Origin of the sequence: Actinomadura geliboluensis, assembly GCF_043197915.1 — a bacterium.
Classification (GTDB): Bacteria; Actinomycetota; Actinomycetes; order Streptosporangiales; family Streptosporangiaceae; genus Spirillospora; species Spirillospora geliboluensis.
The window spans coordinates 19,535-35,471 of record NZ_JBICUA010000024.1 but is presented as its reverse complement, the minus strand read 5'-3'; the positions used below and the strand labels follow the sequence as shown (position 1 = coordinate 35,471).

General features: G+C 72.0%; 19 protein-coding genes. 9 read left to right on the top strand and 10 right to left on the bottom strand.

Going from position 1 to position 15,937, the window contains the following annotated elements; translation table 11 throughout:
• Positions 1–18: 18 nt before the first annotated feature.
• Positions 19–1,848, top strand: coding sequence for a Stk1 family PASTA domain-containing Ser/Thr kinase (gene pknB, locus ACGFI1_RS43970; RefSeq protein ID WP_392793579.1), 1,830 nt, complete (start codon positions 19–21; stop codon positions 1,846–1,848).
• A 267-nt stretch (positions 1,849–2,115) separates the two neighbouring features.
• Here the strand turns inward: pknB and ACGFI1_RS43965 are convergent, their stop codons facing one another.
• The 3 genes from ACGFI1_RS43965 to ACGFI1_RS43955 are packed head-to-tail and all read right to left on the bottom strand — an operon-like array spanning position 2,116 to position 3,758.
• Entirely contained in the window at positions 2,116–2,322 is a 207-nt protein-coding gene (locus ACGFI1_RS43965) for a hypothetical protein (RefSeq protein WP_138641510.1), read from the bottom strand.
• Between the two features lie 11 nt (positions 2,323–2,333).
• Entirely contained in the window at positions 2,334–2,984 is a 651-nt protein-coding gene (locus tag ACGFI1_RS43960; RefSeq protein ID WP_240808542.1) for a class E sortase, read from the bottom strand.
• Between the two features lie 24 nt (positions 2,985–3,008).
• The gene (locus tag ACGFI1_RS43955; protein ID WP_392793578.1) at positions 3,009–3,758 is read right to left on the bottom strand and encodes a DUF881 domain-containing protein; all 750 of its coding nucleotides are present in this window, start codon (positions 3,756–3,758) and stop codon (positions 3,009–3,011) included.
• A gap of 95 nt (positions 3,759–3,853) precedes the next feature.
• Here ACGFI1_RS43955 and ACGFI1_RS43950 point away from each other — a divergent pair, with 95 nt between their 5' ends.
• On the top strand, positions 3,854–4,111 hold the full coding sequence (locus ACGFI1_RS43950) for a cell division protein CrgA (protein WP_089327631.1): 258 nt from the start codon (positions 3,854–3,856) through the stop codon (positions 4,109–4,111).
• Positions 4,112–4,262: 151 nt separating this feature from the next.
• On the opposite strand, the gene ACGFI1_RS43945 is transcribed toward ACGFI1_RS43950, so the two are convergent.
• On the bottom strand, positions 4,263–5,159 hold the full coding sequence (locus tag ACGFI1_RS43945) for a rhomboid family intramembrane serine protease (protein WP_138641512.1): 897 nt from the start codon (positions 5,157–5,159) through the stop codon (positions 4,263–4,265).
• A 58-nt stretch (positions 5,160–5,217) separates the two neighbouring features.
• Positions 5,218–5,760 carry a peptidylprolyl isomerase gene (locus ACGFI1_RS43940; protein WP_301174014.1) on the bottom strand — a complete coding sequence of 181 codons (543 nt, stop codon included), beginning with the start codon at positions 5,758–5,760 and terminating at the stop codon, positions 5,218–5,220.
• Between the two features lie 154 nt (positions 5,761–5,914).
• Between ACGFI1_RS43940 and ACGFI1_RS43935 the strand changes: the two genes are divergently transcribed.
• Positions 5,915–6,388: a hypothetical protein gene (locus ACGFI1_RS43935; RefSeq protein ID WP_138641514.1), complete on the top strand. Its 474-nt coding sequence runs from the start codon at positions 5,915–5,917 to the stop codon at positions 6,386–6,388.
• Between the two features lie 127 nt (positions 6,389–6,515).
• Entirely contained in the window at positions 6,516–7,340 is an 825-nt protein-coding gene (locus ACGFI1_RS43930) for an acyltransferase (protein WP_138641515.1), read from the top strand.
• Positions 7,341–7,347: 7 nt separating this feature from the next.
• Here ACGFI1_RS43930 and ACGFI1_RS43925 read toward each other — a convergent pair whose 3' ends face one another.
• The gene (locus ACGFI1_RS43925; protein ID WP_392793577.1) at positions 7,348–7,533 is read right to left on the bottom strand and encodes a hypothetical protein; all 186 of its coding nucleotides are present in this window, start codon (positions 7,531–7,533) and stop codon (positions 7,348–7,350) included.
• A gap of 112 nt (positions 7,534–7,645) precedes the next feature.
• On the opposite strand from ACGFI1_RS43925, the gene ACGFI1_RS43920 reads away from it, so the two are divergent.
• Complete coding sequence (locus ACGFI1_RS43920; RefSeq protein WP_392793576.1) at positions 7,646–7,858, top strand: hypothetical protein; 213 nt, start codon at positions 7,646–7,648, stop codon at positions 7,856–7,858.
• A gap of 102 nt (positions 7,859–7,960) precedes the next feature.
• Here the strand turns inward: ACGFI1_RS43920 and ACGFI1_RS43915 are convergent, their stop codons facing one another.
• Together ACGFI1_RS43915 and ACGFI1_RS43910 are read right to left on the bottom strand one after the other, a co-directional pair.
• Positions 7,961–9,424 carry a DEAD/DEAH box helicase gene (locus ACGFI1_RS43915; RefSeq protein WP_392793575.1) on the bottom strand — a complete coding sequence of 488 codons (1,464 nt, stop codon included), beginning with the start codon at positions 9,422–9,424 and terminating at the stop codon, positions 7,961–7,963.
• A gap of 197 nt (positions 9,425–9,621) precedes the next feature.
• Positions 9,622–10,134 carry a rhodanese-like domain-containing protein gene (locus ACGFI1_RS43910; protein WP_387068859.1) on the bottom strand — a complete coding sequence of 171 codons (513 nt, stop codon included), beginning with the start codon at positions 10,132–10,134 and terminating at the stop codon, positions 9,622–9,624.
• Positions 10,135–10,231: 97 nt separating this feature from the next.
• On the opposite strand from ACGFI1_RS43910, the gene ACGFI1_RS43905 reads away from it, so the two are divergent.
• Entirely contained in the window at positions 10,232–11,218 is a 987-nt protein-coding gene (locus ACGFI1_RS43905; RefSeq protein WP_392793574.1) for a helix-turn-helix domain-containing protein, read from the top strand.
• A 15-nt stretch (positions 11,219–11,233) separates the two neighbouring features.
• Here ACGFI1_RS43905 and ACGFI1_RS43900 read toward each other — a convergent pair whose 3' ends face one another.
• Together ACGFI1_RS43900 and ACGFI1_RS43895 are read right to left on the bottom strand one after the other, a co-directional pair.
• Complete coding sequence (locus tag ACGFI1_RS43900; RefSeq protein WP_392793573.1) at positions 11,234–11,758, bottom strand: protein-tyrosine phosphatase family protein; 525 nt, start codon at positions 11,756–11,758, stop codon at positions 11,234–11,236.
• Between the two features lie 143 nt (positions 11,759–11,901).
• Positions 11,902–12,171 (bottom strand): hypothetical protein, encoded by a 270-nt coding sequence (locus tag ACGFI1_RS43895; protein ID WP_392793571.1) that lies wholly within the window; start codon positions 12,169–12,171, stop codon positions 11,902–11,904.
• A 269-nt stretch (positions 12,172–12,440) separates the two neighbouring features.
• Here ACGFI1_RS43895 and ACGFI1_RS43890 point away from each other — a divergent pair, with 269 nt between their 5' ends.
• The 3 genes from ACGFI1_RS43890 (at position 12,441) to ACGFI1_RS43880 (ending at position 15,915) form a co-directional block, all read left to right on the top strand.
• On the top strand, positions 12,441–13,289 hold the full coding sequence (locus tag ACGFI1_RS43890; RefSeq protein ID WP_392735604.1) for a S1 family peptidase: 849 nt from the start codon (positions 12,441–12,443) through the stop codon (positions 13,287–13,289).
• A gap of 722 nt (positions 13,290–14,011) precedes the next feature.
• Positions 14,012–15,397, top strand: coding sequence for an iron-containing redox enzyme family protein (locus ACGFI1_RS43885; protein ID WP_392793569.1), 1,386 nt, complete (start codon positions 14,012–14,014; stop codon positions 15,395–15,397).
• A 113-nt stretch (positions 15,398–15,510) separates the two neighbouring features.
• Positions 15,511–15,915, top strand: coding sequence for a Rieske (2Fe-2S) protein (locus tag ACGFI1_RS43880; protein ID WP_386874827.1), 405 nt, complete (start codon positions 15,511–15,513; stop codon positions 15,913–15,915).
• The last annotated feature ends 22 nt before the right edge of the window (positions 15,916–15,937 follow it).

Sequence of the window (15,937 nt, the reverse complement as noted above, 5' to 3'; positions counted from 1 at the left end):
ACGAGGGAAAGTGCACATATGAGTCAACCTCGGCTGCTCGGCGGCCGCTACGAGCTCGATTCGGTGATCGGGCGGGGCGGCATGGCCGAGGTCTACCGTGCCCGAGACCTGCGCCTCGATCGCGTCGTCGCGGTCAAGACGCTGCGGTCCGACCTGGCCCGTGACCCTACGTTCCAAGCCCGGTTCCGGCGCGAGGCCCAGTCGGCCGCGTCGTTGAACCACCCCTCGGTCATCGCCGTGTACGACACCGGCGAGGACATGATCGGCGACAACTCGATCCCGTACATCGTGATGGAGTACGTGGACGGGAGCACGCTGCGCGACCTGCTCCGGGAGAACCGCGCGCTGCTGCCCGAGAAGGCACTGGAGATCACCGACGGGATCCTGCGGGCGCTGGACTACAGCCACCGCGGCGGGATCGTGCACCGCGACATCAAGCCGGCCAACGTGATGCTCACCCGGCAGCACGAGGTCAAGGTCATGGACTTCGGCATCGCCCGCGCCATGGCCGACTCGGCGTCCACGATGACGCAGACCGCCCAGGTGATCGGAACCGCGCAGTACCTGTCCCCGGAGCAGGCGCGCGGCGAGCGGGTGGACGCCCGCAGCGACATCTACTCGACCGGTTGCGTCCTGTACGAGCTGCTCACCGGGAAGCCGCCGTTCACCGGCGACTCCCCGGTCGCGATCGCCTACCAGCACGTCCGGGAGGAGCCGGTCCCGCCGTCCCAGGTGGACCCGCAGATCCCGCAGTGGGCGGACGCGATGGTGCTGAAGGCGATGGCCAAGGAGGCCGACCACCGCTACCAGAACGCGACGGAGTTCCGGCAGGAGATCCAGCGCGTCCTGCAGGGGCATCCGGTGGCGTCGACGGCGGCGTCCACGATGCTGATGGGCGGCGCGCAGGTGCCGCAGGGCACCCAGGTGATGGGGGCCTACCCGCCGCACGGCGCGTCCCGGACACAGATGCACCACCCGCAGGACGACGGGTACGGGCTGCCTCCCGTCCGCTACGACGACGAGATGCCCGAGCGCGGCGGGGGCGGGCGGAAGGCCGCGCTGTGGGTGGGCCTCGCCGTGCTGTTCATCGGCGGCGCCGCGCTGATCGGCTGGATGCTGAGCGGCGGCGGCGGTGAGAAGAACACGCAGGTCGCGATTCCGCAGAGCATCGTCAACGTCTCGGAGAGCGAGGCGACGGCGCAGCTGACCAAGCTCGGCTTCCAGCTCGGCGAGCCGAAGAAGGAGTTCAGCGACGACATCGACGCGGGCAACGTCATCGGCTCCGATCCGAAGCCCGGCACGAACGCCGCCAAGGGCGCCACGGTGACGCTGCTGGTGTCCAAGGGCAAGAAGCCGCCGACGGAGATCGAGGTCCCGAACGTCGCGGGGCAGCCGTACACGACGGCGAAGAAGCTGCTGGAGGCCAAGGGCTTCGAGGTGCAGAGGCGGGCCGAGACGAGCGACACCGTCCCGCGCCTCACCGTGATCCGCACCGACCCGGCCGGCGGGACGAAGGCGCCGAAGAACGCGACCATCACGGTGGTGTTCTCCAACGGGCCGTCGAGCGTGCAGATGCCGAACCTGTTCAACAACAGCCAGCGCGCCGCGTGCGGGAAGCTGGAGGCGGCCGGGCTGAAGTGCCGGGTGGAGAAGGGCACGCCGCCCCCGGACAAGCAGGTCGCGCCGGGCTTCGTGTTCGACCAGCAGCCGACCGAGGGCGCCACGGTCGCCCCGGGCGACACGGTGACGATCTTCGTCGCGGAGAAGCCGCCGCCGACCCCGACCCAGCCGGGCGGTCCCTCGTCGCCGAACCTGCCGGGCTGGCCGCCGGGCGAGGGCCAGGGCTGAACGGCCCGCTGAACGCGCGAAGGGCCCCGGTTCCCCACGTGGGGGAGCCGGGGTCCTTCGCGTGCGCGGAGGCCGTGGGACGGGGCCGCGGTCCGTCCTGGTCCGGGCATGAAGCAGGGCTTCCGCCACTCGGGGGCAATGGCGGAAGCCCTCGTTATGGTCTTCGTCACGCGGCCCTAGGACGTTACGGATTTCAACCGAATTTTTCTCATCCTTCCGGTGGACGGCGCGGCTCCCGGAGTTCGTGCAGGTCAGAGCGGTGCACCATCAGCCGGGCGGTGCGGAACCTGACGGTGCCGGACTCTGGACGACACCCGGGTCCTGGACGACGCCGTGGTCGAACTGGAGCTTCGCCTCCACCCGCGGAAACGCCGCGTACCAGAGGACGGCGACGACCGCGAGCACGATGCCGGCCGCGACGGCGGCCTTGGTGGGCCACTCGCCGGGGAGGCGGCGCCAGATCCAGGCGTACACGGGACGACCTCCTACGTGCCGGCGGCGGCCGGCACGCGCGGCAGCGCCTCGGCCAGCTCACCGAAGATGATCATTCGTTCGGCGGCGGAGTACTTGGGATGGCAGGTGGTGAGCGTGATCAGCCGCTCGGTCGGCCGGCGCTTCGGATGGAACGGCACGGGCGCGGTCACCTCCACCGCCGACGGCTTGACGATCCTGCGGTCGGTGACGGTGTAGACGTACTGCCGGTCGCGGGTGTCGATCAGGATCCTGTCGCCCCGGTCGAGCTCGCCGAGCCGGTTGAAGGGGGCGGAGTACGTCGTCCGGTGCCCGGAGACGACGAAGTTGCCGACCTGGCCGGGCAGCGCGGTGCCCGGGTAGTGGCCGGGCCCCTTGCGGAGGTCGGCGCGGGTGACGCCCTCCACCACGACGAAGCGGTAGTCGTCGCCGAACCGCGGGACGCGGATCACCGCGAGGCCCTTGCCGAGCTTCACCTTCTCCGTGGTGACCTTGCCCGACGCGGACGGGGCGGCGCGCCAGCTGTGCATCATCTCGTCCTGCAGCCGGTCCTGCTGGCCCTGGGTGTAGCGCCCGGTCCCCCACAGCTCGTAGGTGACGAACAGCATGACGATCAGGCCGGCGGTGATGCACAGCTCGCCCATGCCCCGGATCACCGTCCGCACCGCATGCCTCCTCGTCCGGTCGGGTCAGCCGCCCGGCCCCGCCGGAACCGTAGCGTGCTTCAAGGTCACGCTGCCGGTGAAGGGCGGCAGCGTGGCCCGTCCCACGCTCCGCACCGAGTAGCCGAGCCCGTACGCGCGGACGTACTTGCGGTAGACGGCGACCTCGGCGGACGCGCCGAGCGCCGCGCGGAGCCGGTCCGGGTCGCCGACTGCGGTGATCTGGAACGGCGGGGAGTACACGACGCCCTGGAGGATCAGCGTGTTGCCGACGCACCGGACGGCGCTCGTCGCGATGATCCGCTGATCCATGATCTGCATGCCTTGGGCGCCGCCCGCCCAGAGCGCGTTGACGACGGCCTGGACGTCGGCCTGGTGGACGACGAGGTCGTCCGGGCCGACGCCGTGCGGCAGGGCGCCCGACTCGGGCAGCGGCGCGTCGTCCAGCGTGACGCGGACGGCGGACCCGGTGAGCGGGGCGAACCCGGCCCCGGCCGCGCGGCGCTCGGCCTCCTCCCGGGCGTCGCGCACGCGGGCGTCGTGACGTCCGGCCTCCTGGGAGATACGGTCTACCTGGTCGCGCAACCGCCGGTACTCGGCGCGCTCCGCGCGGCCGCGACGCTGTTCGGCGGTGATGAGCTCGGTGATCCGGGTGCGGCCCTGCTCGCGCAGGCTCGTGCCGCGGGCCGTGCTCGCGCTCGCCGCGAACAAGGTGCCCGCGAGGAGCGTGAGAGCTGGGATGATGCTTCCCCACGCGGAACGCCGTACATTGCTCATCAGACAGTGGTCACCAGCGACTACGCTAACCGACAAAACACCCATGCGCGGTCCGGCGCTCCGGCCGCCGGACGCCCGAGGAGATCGATCCCACCGTGGCCAAGTCGAAAGTGCGTAAGAAGGCCGTCTACACCCCGCCCCAGAAGTCGAAGGCGCCCGAGGTCAGCCCCCGCTGGCTGGTGCCGACGATGGTCGGGCTGTGGCTCATCGGCCTGATCTGGATCGCCGTCTTCTACGTGACGGCCAGCACCGGCACCGACGTGCCGTTCATGACCGACCTGCACAACTGGAACCTGGGCATCGGCTTCGCGGCGATCATCCTCGGCGTGATCCTCTCGACCCGCTGGCGCTGACGGCGGGTTATCCACAGGTCGGGGATCTCCCACCCCGGCTTTCCCCAGGTTTTCCACAGGAACTTTCCACAGGCCCGGTCCGACGGTTCGGCTGCGCGGACGCCGCCGCGGGTGAACGGCGTCCGCGTCGCCGAACCGCGTCGCCGTCCGGCTACATGGCGGGATTCAGCTCGGCCGTCCGCATCAGCACCAGCGCCGCGAGCAGCGCCAGCGTGAGCAGCGGCGCCCCGAGATGGAACAGCCGGCGCCGCGCGGCGGGAGCGTACGCGTAGGCCGCGGCGAGCACCGCGCCCACGGCGAGGCCGCCGACGTGGCCCTGCCACGAGATGCCCGGCACCGAGAACGTGATCACCAGGTTGATCACCAGCAGCACCACGATGGGCCCGACCGGCCCGCCCAGCCTGCGGCCGATCACGAAGTACGCACCGAACAGCCCGAAGATCGCGCCGGACGCGCCGACCGCCGAGTCCTGCGGGGCGCCGACCAGGTACAGCAGCACCGACCCGCCGAGGCCGGACAGCAGGTAGAGCGCCAGGTATCGCCAGCGTCCGAGCACCTGCTCCAGCGCGGGGCCGACCGCGTACAGCGCCCACATGTTGAACAGGATGTGGGTGATGCCGAACGACCCGCCGCGCTGGTGCAGGAACATCGTGGTGAAGAGCCGGTACCACTCGCCCTGCGCGACGCCGCCGACATGGCCGTCCGGCAGGACGGCCTGGCCGAGCATCATGAACTCCCACACGACGCGCCACGACGCCAGTTCGGCCGCGTACGCCGCCACGCACACGCCGATGAGCGTGTAGGTGACGACCGGCACCGCGGACGCGGCGGCCCGTCCGCCGAGGACCGTCCGGGGCACCGCCCTGCGGACGCCCTGGTTGCCCTCGGCGACGCACTCCACGCACTGGTGCCCGACCGCCGCGTCCCGCATGCAGTCAGGGCAGATGTAGCGGTCGCACCTGGTGCAGCGCACATACGTCTCGCGCCCCGGATGCCGGTAACAGGTCGGCACCGAGGTCTCGGGGGCGGGACTGTGGTCTGTGCTCATCTGGGCTCCGTGGCCGGTGCGGGTTCCGCGTCGCGCGGGTCTCTACTACTAGAGACGACTAACGACGTTCGATCGTCACCGATTCCAGGACGACGTCCTGCTTCGGGCGGTCGCCGCGCCCGGTCTCCACCTTGCCGATGCGGTCGACGACGTCCGTGCCCTCGATGACCTTGCCGAAGATGGTGTGCCGGCCGGTCAGGTGCTGGGTGTGCGCGACGCTCAGCGTGATGAAGAACTGGGAGCCGTTGGTGCCGGGCCCGGCGTTCGCCATCGCCAGCAGGTACGGGCGGTTGAACTTCAGGTCCGGGTGGAACTCGTCCTTGAACTGGTAGCCGGGGCCGCCGGTGCCGGTGCCGAGCGGGTCGCCGCCCTGGAGCATGAACTGGTCGATGACGCGGTGGAAGATCGTCCCGTTGTAGAGCGGCCTGTCGGTCTTCTGGCCGGTGTTCGGGTCGGTCCAGGTCCGGGTGCCCTCCGCCAGCTCGACGAAGTTCGCCACGGTCTCCGGCGCCTGCTCCGGGTAGAGCTGGATCACGATCTTGCCGAGCGACGTGGTGAGCGTCGCGAAGATCTCGTTGGCCACGCTGGCCGCCTCTCTCATCGGATGGATGTCTTGCTCGAAACGTTACGGTCTCGGTCGCGCCCGATTCGACTACCCCGCGCGCACAGCTGGTCACGCATTCGGGGTTTACCTCCCGATCGCTGGGAAGGCTGCACGACAGGACCTCGCAAACAGGGAGGTTAGCGTGTCCCTAATGATCAGTCTCCGCCGGAAGCCGCGGGAGGAAGTCCTCACGCGGTTCGGCCGTGTCCAGGAGGCGGCCCGGCAGGGCGCCGAGATGTGTCGGCAGAGTGCCTCCAGCACGGCGGAGCGGATCGCACCCGCCGCGCAGGAGCGTGTCATGCTCGTCCGCGGCTGGAGCGCACCGAGGCTCCGGCGAGCGGCCCGGTACGTGGAGTCCGGGCTCGCCCCGCGGGTGAGCACGTTTCTGAGCGATGTCGCCGGACGGGTCGAGCCGCCGCGGCGGTCCGGTCCCGGGCGCGGCACGCTCATGGCGATGATGGGCGCCGTCGCCGTCGTCGGCGCGGCCGGTGTGGTCGCGACGCGGCGCGGCGTCATCCGCGACATGACCAAGGGTTCCGGGGAGCATGTGGAGGACGCCACGTCGGCCGACTCCATGACGGTTTCCGGCGCCGATGTCGACGGTCAGGTGCATTCGCCGCACTAGTGCGCGCACCGGAGGGCCCGGCCGTTTCCGAACGGCCGGGCCCTCCGCCGTTCCGGGGGTCCATCCTCGTCCGCGAGTTGCGCTCCGCCGTGCGCGGGGGTTGCTACCACCCGGTACGGTAACGCCCATGTCGCCGAAGAACTCCGTCCGGCAGGCGCTGGCGGCCCGCGCGAGGCAGCGGGCGCGGCAGGGCGTGCACGTGGCCGTGCACCGCGCCTGGGAATGGGTCCAGCGGCACGGCGAGATCACCCCGCACACCCCCGGCCGGCGCAAGTTCGCCTACCTCGGCGAGGGCGCCTGCATCGGCTTCCCCGTCGGCTCGATCTACGGCGAGCCGTGGATCTCGATCGGCGACCACACCCTCGTCGGAACGCACGTCACGATCTCCGCCGGGTTCGTCCCCGGGCTGGACCTCGGCCCGGACGTCATCGTCCGGATCGGCGCGAGCTGCTCCCTCGGCCGCGGCACCCACATCGTCGGGCACCAGTCCATCGAGATCGGCGACGACGTCTTCACCGGCCCCAATGTCTACATCACCGACCAGAACCACACCTACGGCGACCTGAACACGCCGATAGGCCGGCAGTGGCCGGAGAACAACCCGGTCGTGATCGGCGACGGCTGCTGGATCGGCACCGGCGCGATCATCCTGCCGGGCACCCGGCTCGGCCGGAACGTCGCCGTCGCCGGCGGCGCCGTCGTCCGCGGCGAGTTCCCCGACCACTCGGTCATCGGCGGCGTCCCCGCGAAGGTGCTGCGCAGCCACGACAAGGAGAACGGCTGGCAGCCGCCGCTGCGCAACGGCCCGCTGATCTCCCTGGACGAGCTGGCCGCCCTGTCCGTGGACGGCCTGGAGGGCCTGCAGATCCTCCAGGACAGGCTCCGCGAGGAGTCCACAGTGCGCGAGGAGGCCCTCCGGGAGGACGACACCCTCCAGGAAGAGGCCGGCTGAACCCCCGTCAGCGGGCGATGAGGGCGGCGATGACGACGGCCAGGATCACCGTGACCGGCGCCAGCGTGTAGATGGCGAGCAGCGTCGACTTGCCGGGCGGTTCGGCGGGCTCGTAGCCGAGCACGCCGCGGTTGTAGATCGTCCTCGGGGCCGTGTAGTAGAGCAGGGTCGGACGGCCCGAACGCGTGTCCACGGTGATGTCAGCCCGTCCCGACTTCATGCCGTAGTACGAGCACCAGACCGTGACCGGCCATACGCCCGGCGGCAGGGGGAGCGGATTGTCACCTTGCCGGAGCGTCAGTCTCGTGTCACCGATCTGCGCCTGGACGGGGAGCGACATCGAGTTCGGCCCGTGCCGTCCCGCCAAGGTCGCCGACTGGACGCGTATCACCAGCGACGCGGGCGCCCCCTCCCCTGGACGTCCCGGCCCCCGCGAGTACGTCACCCTCCGGATCCCTCCTCCGCGCGCCGCTCCCGTCGCGACCTACGACGCCGGTGACGGCCGCCGGGTTCACTGAGAGGCGGCCGGTGGCGGCGTCCCGCATGGCCGGACGCGAGAAACCCCGCCCGGCGGGTGCCGGACGGGGCTTCTCGGAGGCGTCGCCCTGGAGGGGCGTCAGTCAGTTGTAGCGGGCCGCGCGGCGGTCGCCGCCGCCGCTGTGGGGGCCGCCGCGGCGGTTGCCGTGCGAGCCGCCGCCCGTGCGCGGGCCGCCGCCCCGGCGGTCGCCGCCGGAATAGGTGCGGTGCTCGCCGCGGCCGGCCTCGCCCTCGCGGCGGCGCCCGCCGTCCTGGCGGTCGAAGGAGCGCGGGCCCCGGCGGCGCCCGCCGCCGCCCTGCCGGCCGCGGCCGCCCTCGCGGCGCGGACGCTCGGGGATGATCGGCTCCTCGATCGGGATGCCGGACGGCTGCCGGGCGCCGGTCAGCTTCACCAGCTCGGCGTCGCCGCTCGCCACCCGGACGCGGGGCGCGTTGATGCCGGCCCGGCGCGTCATCGCCGACGTGGAGCGCACCTGGTGCGGCAGGACGAGCGTGACGACGGTGCCGCGCTCCCCGGCGCGGGCGGTGCGCCCGGCGCGGTGCATGTAGTCCTTGTGGTCGGCCGGCGGGTCGACGTGCATGACCAGCGACACGTCGTCGACGTGGATGCCGCGGGCGGCGACGTCGGTGGCGACCAGCACGCTGATGGAGCCCTCGCGGAACTCGGCGAGCGTGCGGGTGCGCAGCCCCTGGCTCTTGCCGCCGTGCAGGCCCGCCGCGCGGACGCCGACCTGGACGAGCTGCTTGGCGAGCCGGTCGACGCCGTGCTTGGTGCGGGCGAACAGGATCGTCCGGCCCTCGCGGTTGGCGATCTCGGCGGTGATGGCGCCCTTCTCCTTCGGCGCCACGAGCAGGAGGTGGTGGTCCATCGTGTCGACGGACTCGTCCACCGGGCCGATCGCGTGCGTGACCGGGTCGTGCAGGTACCGCTTGACCAGGACGTCCACGTCCTTGTCGAGGGTGGCGGAGAAGAGCAGGCGCTGGCCGTCGCGCTTGGCGGCGTCCAGGATGTCGGTGACGTCGGGCAGGAAGCCCATGTCGGCCATGTGGTCGGCCTCGTCCAGCACGGCGATCTCGATGTCGGACAGGTCGCAGGCGCCCTGCCGCATCAGGTCCTTCAGCCGGCCGGGCGTGGCGACGAGGACCTCGACGCCGCGGCGCAGCGCGTCGATCTGCTTGAACATGGACGTCTGGCCGATGACGGTCTTGAAGCGCAGCCCGAGGCCGCGGCCGAGCGGCTCCAGGTTGTTCTGGACCTGCTGGGCCAGCTCGCGGGTCGGCACGAGGATCAGCGCCAGCGGGCGCTTCGGGGCGGCCTTGCGGCCGGAGAGGCGGGACAGGAGCGGCAGGCCGAAGGCCAGGGTCTTGCCGGAACCGGTCTTGCCGCGGCCGAGGACGTCGTGTCCGGCCATGATGTCGGGGATCGCGGCGGCCTGGATCGGGAAGGGCGCCTCGATGCCCTGGCGCTCCAGGGAGCTCACCAGCACCGGCGGGATGCCGAGCTCGGCGAAGGTGGGAACCCGCTCCTCGTCCGCGGTGGCGGGCATGGTCGGGTTCTGTGCAGCGGCAGCTGTGGTCACGCATTACCTTCCGAGAGGGGGGCACGTCTCGGGAGGCACCGCGATGTGGCGGCCTGCAAGGACGAGCCTGACGCCGGGGGCGTCGAAGAGTGATTCGTAGAGTCTAACGTCGCCGAAGGACATCCTTATGCCCCGTCCCCGCCGGAACATGCGCCGACTCCGCCTCAACAGGCGCAGGCGACGCCCGATGCGGGGGCCGTCAGCGGATCGGGGGACCGGCGCGTCACGGCGCCGCCGCGCGCCACGGGGAACCCTTCTCGCGCCCAGTACTCGAACCCGCCGATCATCTCCTTGACCGGGCGGCCGAGCTTCGCGAACTCCAGCGCCGCCTTCTGCGCGCCGTTGCAGCCGGGCCCCCAGCAGTGGACGACGACGGTCGCGTCCCGGGGGATCAGGGCGCCGGCGCGCTCGGCGATCTCGGCGGTGGGCAGATGCACGGCGCCGGGGATGTGGCCCTGCGCCCAGCTCTCGGCGCTGCGCGTGTCGACGACGACGATCCCGGCCACGCGCGCCGCCAGGTCGGCGGCGACGTCCGACACATCGGTCTCGAAGGCCAGCCGGGCGGCGAAGTGCCGCCGCGCCTCCTCGGCACCGCCCGCGGGCACCGCCGTGACGGCGGAGACGGCGTCGGCGGGGTGAGCGGTGTCGGCGGGCGTGTCGGTAGGCGTGTCGGTCATCGGGGGGCTCCTCGTCCGGTGCGGGTGGTTCGATCCTCGGGGGCCGCGGCACCGGTCCGGGAGTGGCGGGAACGTCCACCATCGCTAAGATCCGGCCATGCGCACCGCTCCCCCGGCACGCCGGCACACCGTCTCGGTGCTGGCGTTCGACGGGATGACGCCGTTCGAACTCGGCGCGGTCGTCGAGGTGTTCGGGCTGCCCCGGCCCGAACTGGACGTGCCCTGGTACGACCTGCGGGTCTGCGCGTACGGCCCCGGCCCGATGCGCGTGGTCGGCGGCTTCACGATGACCGCCGAGCACGGGCTCGACGCGTTCGCGGCCGCGGACACCGTGATGGTCGTGGCCGTCCCCGACGTCCGGCGGGACCCGCCGCCCGAGGTGGTCGCGGCGCTGCGCGCGGCGCACGCGCGCGGCGCCCGCGTCGTGTCCATCTGCTCGGGCGCGTTCGCGCTCGCCGCCGCCGGCCTGCTGGACGGGCGCGAGGCCACCACCCACTGGCAGTTCGCGGACCTGCTCCGCCGCCGCCACCCCCGCGTCCGCGTGACCCCGGACGTCCTCTACGTGGACGGCGACGACGTTCTCACCGGCGCGGGCAGCGCCGCCGGGCTCGACCTGTGCCTGCACCTCGTCCGCAAGGACCACGGCGCCCGGATCGCCAACATGGTCGCGCGGCGGCTGGTCGTCCCGCCGCACCGGGAGGGCGGGCAGGCGCAGTTCGTGGAGGCCGCCGTGCACCCGCCCGCGGAGGACGACCCGGTCGCGCGCGCGATGGCCTGGGCGCTGGCGCACCTCGCCGAGCCCGTCACGGTCGCGCGGATGGCGCGGGAGGCGTGCCTCGCGCCGCGCACGTTCGTCCGGCATTTCGGCAGGCGGACGGGGACGAGCCCGCTGCGGTGGGTCATCGGCCAGCGGGTCCTGGCCGCGCTGCCGCTGCTGGAGGAGGGCACGGCGCCGATCGAGGAGATCGGCGCGGCCGTCGGGTTCGAGAGCCCGGCGACGTTCCGGCACCATTTCGTCCGGGCGATGAAGACGTCGCCGTCCGCCTACCGGCGGACGTTCCGCGGTGCCGCCGCCGGCCGCTGACCGCCGCCGGCGCTGCTACGTGAGGTCGCCGTCCTCGGTGAGGCTGCCGAGGCCGGTCAGGAGCCGCGCCACGTCCAGCCCGGTCGTCAGGTAGTCGACGAACGTCTGGTTGTTGAGCGCCCACTTCGACCTGCGGTACCGGACGAGGAAGATCGCGTCGTCCGCCGGGTAGCCCATCTCGATGAGGGTCTGCGCGACGACGAGCCCGGACCGGTTGTAGCCGGAGTGGCACCGGACCAGCACCCGCCGGCCGCGTCGCACCGCCCCCACCGCCACCTCGGCGAGGCGCGACACCGCCTCCAGTTGCACGTCGGTCAGGGGCCTGTCCGGCAGGGCCTCGTAGTGGTGCTCCACGTCGGCGGGCGGGCCGTGGCCGTCCTTGCGGTACATGCTGATGACGACGTCGAACTCGTCCGCGACGACCGCGGGCGCGCGCTCGCCGGAGGACTCCGTGTAGAAGTGCCCGCCCATCCACAGGCCGGGGACGATCTCGTTCCACGGCTGTTCCGCGTCCGGTGCTCCGCCGCCCTTGATGCGCACTGTCCCGCCTCAGGCCGAAGTACGCGTCCTCCGGCCGAAGGTACGCGTCGCGCCCGAGAGGAGTCTAGGCGCGGCGCGGGGCGCCGTCAGCGGTTCGGGCACGCTCCCCGTATCCGTGCGCTGTCGGTGCATTTCGGGCGCCGTCAGTGCGTTCGGGCGGGCACGGGGGCCTGGTCGTCGATCTCCCGGCACAGGACGACGACCATCTCGTCGAAGGCGGCGACGCCGTAGCGGGTGCGCAGAGCGGGATAGACGTTCTTGCGGGCCGCCTCCCGGAGCATCCAGCTGAGGTCCGTGTGCGGGACGCCGACTCCGCGGGCCAGCCGGTCGTGCGCCTCCCGGGTCACCCGGAGCAGCTCCGGGTGCGCCGCCGACTCGGACAGGATCATGCGTGTGGCGTCGCTGAGGTCCATGCCGCGCAGTCTAGGCCGCGGCGGCGCGCGGGCGGGGGTGTCCGGCGGGCTTTTCGGACGTCCGGCGGAGTGTCCGCTTTTGCAATGCCTGCCTGATTCTCCGGGTTCCCGCAGGTCGGCCGATCCGGGCCTTCCCGGGCGCGAAGGGCCTGGTTACCATCGCGCTGCGCGTCCGGCGTCGAGTGCCGTGTGCTCCCAGGTGCTCGCAGGCGCCGGCGCGGCTCCCGCCCCCGCCCCGCCGCCCTCACCCCCCGATAGGACCCCCCGCCATGCAAAGACGCATTCTGGGCGTGCTCGTCGCCGCCCTCCTCGGGACCGGGACGCTGACCGCCGCAGCGTCCGCAGCGTCCGCCGCGCCCCAGGCGCCGGCGCCGCCCCGCGCCGCCGTCGACTTCACCGGGATCGTCGCGCTGAGCAACTGCTCCGGCTCGCTGGTGCGCACCCCGAACTCCGCCGACGGCGACCCGGCGCTCGTGCTCACCAACGGCCACTGCTACGAGGGCGGCATGCCGTCGGCCGGGCAGGTCATCACGAACCGGTCGTCCAGCCGCACGTTCACGCTGCTGAACTCCAGCGGGACGGGGTCTCTCGGCACCCTGCGCGCGTCGGCGATGCTGTACGCGACCATGACGGACACGGACGTCGCCCTGTACCGGCTCAACCGGAGCTACGCCAGCATCAGGCAGACCTACGGCACGCCCGCTCTGGAGCTGTCGCTCCAGCACCCGACCGCTGGCACCTCCCTGCGCGTGGTCTCCGGCTACTGGCGGCGCATGTACTCGTGCAGCCTCGACGGGTTCGCCTACCGGCTCCGCGAGGGGCAGTGGACGTGGAAGGACTCGGTCCGCTACACGTCCGCGTGCGACGTGATCGGCGGGACGTCGGGATCGCCGGTCATCGACGCGGCGTCCGGTGACGTCATCGCGGTGAACAACACCATCAACGAGGACGGCGGCCGCTGCACGTTGAACAACCCGTGCGAGGTGGACCAGTCCGGCAACATCACGGTGCGCCCGAACATCGGGTACGCGCAGCAGACCTACATCCTCGCCGCCTGCATCGCCCCCGGCAGCGTGATCGACTACAACCGGCCGGGGTGCCTCGTGCCGCGCGGCTGAGTCCGGCGCCGGCGTGCCGCGCGCACGCCCCTCACCCCGCTTTCCCCCGCTTTTCCGCGAGCCCGCGGCCGTACGCCGGCCGCGGGCTCGCCGCGTCTCCCGGTTCCTCGTGAGGGAGCCGCGGCCCGTGGACGGCACCCGGTCATCGTGGGCCGACCGGTCGTGCGCGTCCGGGTCCGACCAGCGCGGCTCCGGTCGCGTCGTCGCGGGGCAGGGGGGCGGCCGGATACGGACATTGAACCGGGGACAACCTCCGATTAGACGCTGACTCGCGCCCTTCACAGCGAGTCAAATTAAGCCGGGCTCCGTCGCCCTCGCCTTCTCGCACGTGCGGCGGACCACCGGGAGCCGGAGAGTCCGAGGTCAGGGCCCGGATGCGGAGCCGCGCCGGCGCCGGGGCGGCCGGACGGCGGGTGTCCCCGGGCCCTATTTTCGGACATGACCGATATCTTCCGCGCCGCCGCGCCGCTGGTCATCGAGTACTCAAACTTTTTTTCGATCATTGATCATCCCGGTGACCTTTGTTAACGTGCCCAGCGCGCAACGCAAACGGCACTCTCACTTAATGTGAGAATACGTTTTCACTGCGTTATCCCGCCACTCTACCGACCACTTGCCAACGCACCAGCCACCGTTCCTCATGGTTTCGGACCGACACAATCGGGCCGGGATCCCTCTCCTACACCACGACATCAACGTAGTCAGGCGAACGGTCTAACTAAATGACAGTCCAGTCTCAGTCACATCCTGCCAAAGAGCTCCCCGGCGGCACGTTGGGCGAGCGGGTCCGCGCGTTCGCCGGCAGCCCGCTCTTCCAGGGCGGCCCCGAGGTGCTGCACGGCCCCAACCCCTACCGCCGGATGCTCTTCCCCGCCGCGCTGGCCGAGGCGGACTTCGAGCGCCCGCTGCGCCCCGGCGACTGGCCGGCGCACCGCTCCCTCGCCGCGCACCGGCTGCTCGGCACCTGGTACGAGGCCGAGACGGTGCTGCTCCCCGAGCAGGGCCTGGCCGTCCTGCATGACGACTTCGACCTTTTCTACGGCCGTGAGCTGCGTGAACTCCGGGAGGGCACGGTCTCGGAGCTGGAACGGTTCGCGTTCGGCTGCCTGGACGAGGCGGTGGACGTCAGCGGCGCCGCCACCCCCGAGGTGCTGGAGACCTACTTCCGGCACGTGGTGGCCGAGGCCGCGGCCGGGCCGTCGCCGGCGCTCACCGCGATCGCCGACGCCCGGGACCGGGAGAGCGCCGCGGACCTGTACCTGGTGCAGCTCGCCCTCGACGGGCTCACCGAGGCGTCCGCGATGTCGCGGAACCTCGCCGGCGCCTACGGCCCCGAGCAGTCCGCCCTGTTCAAGATCTTCATCGATGAATTCGGCTACGGCGTCTACGACGCCAAGCACACCACGATCTTCGCCAAAATGCTGCGCAGCCGGTCGATGGCGACGCACGTGCACGCCTACTGGAACTTCTACCTGGCCGGCCCGCTGGCGACGAACAACTACTATTACTACCTCTCCCGTGATCATGCCAAGTTCTTCCGCTACGCGGGTGCGGTCACTTACGCCGAGGCGGTTTTCGCGCCCGCGTTCGTGGAAATGGTGAAGGTCTTCCGCGGCATATTCGGCGACGAGGTCGACCTGCATTACTGCGACGAGCACGCGCATATCGACGAGCACCACGGGCGGATCACCCGGGACCAGGTCCTGCTGGCCCTGGCCGGGCGGCACGGCCCGCGCGTCGTGCCCGAACTGATGCGCGGCATCGCCGAGGCACGGCTGATCGGCGGCTGGTTCGAGGACGACACCGCGGCGCAGATCCAGTGGGCCGACGACCTCCCCCGCCACCGCGACCTCGCGCGGGACGCCGAGGTCACCGGGACGCGCCGGGTCGCGCCGGCGCCCGGCGCCCCGTTCGGCACGCGCGGCCACGACGAGGACACGGTCCTGGAGATCGAGCGGGGCGAGGCCGACCTGATCACCACGCCGACCGGACCCCCGGAGCGGCTGGAACGCGGTGACGCCGTCCTGATCCCCGCCGGCCGGCTCTACGGCGTGAAGCCCCTCGCGGCCGACACCGCCTGGCTGCTGCACACCGCCGCTCCCGGCTGATCCCTCCGTCCGACCAGTGGCGAGGGCGGCCCCGCCGCCCCGCCATGTCCCCCTGCCCGCATGCCCGCGCACGCCCCGTCCCCCCGCGGCGGCCGAACCGACACGAGGAGCCCATGGGCCGCGTCATCGTCATGGATCTGAGCCGACACAACACCCTGCTCGTCGGCCACGACCGCTACTTCGTCCTCCGGTCGGACGGCCGGCCGCTGCTGGTCCACGACTACTGCCCGCACCGCGGCGGGCCGCTGAGCCTGGCCCGCCTCACCCCGGACGGGCGGCGGCTGAACTGCCCCTGGCACGGCACCAAGGTCGGCGTCGCCGCCGTGCGGCGCACCTGCCTGCCGATGGTGCGCAGCGGGGACGAGGCCGTCATCGTGCTCCCCGACGACGACGGCGACGCGCCGGTCTCGGTCATCCACCGGGAGATCCTCGCGAACCTGCCGCCTGACCCGTCCGACACCGGAACCGCCCCCCGCGCCGCCGACCCCGCACAGCCCGCCCTGGACGCGGGCCGATGAACACACCTGTGACAACCGAGGA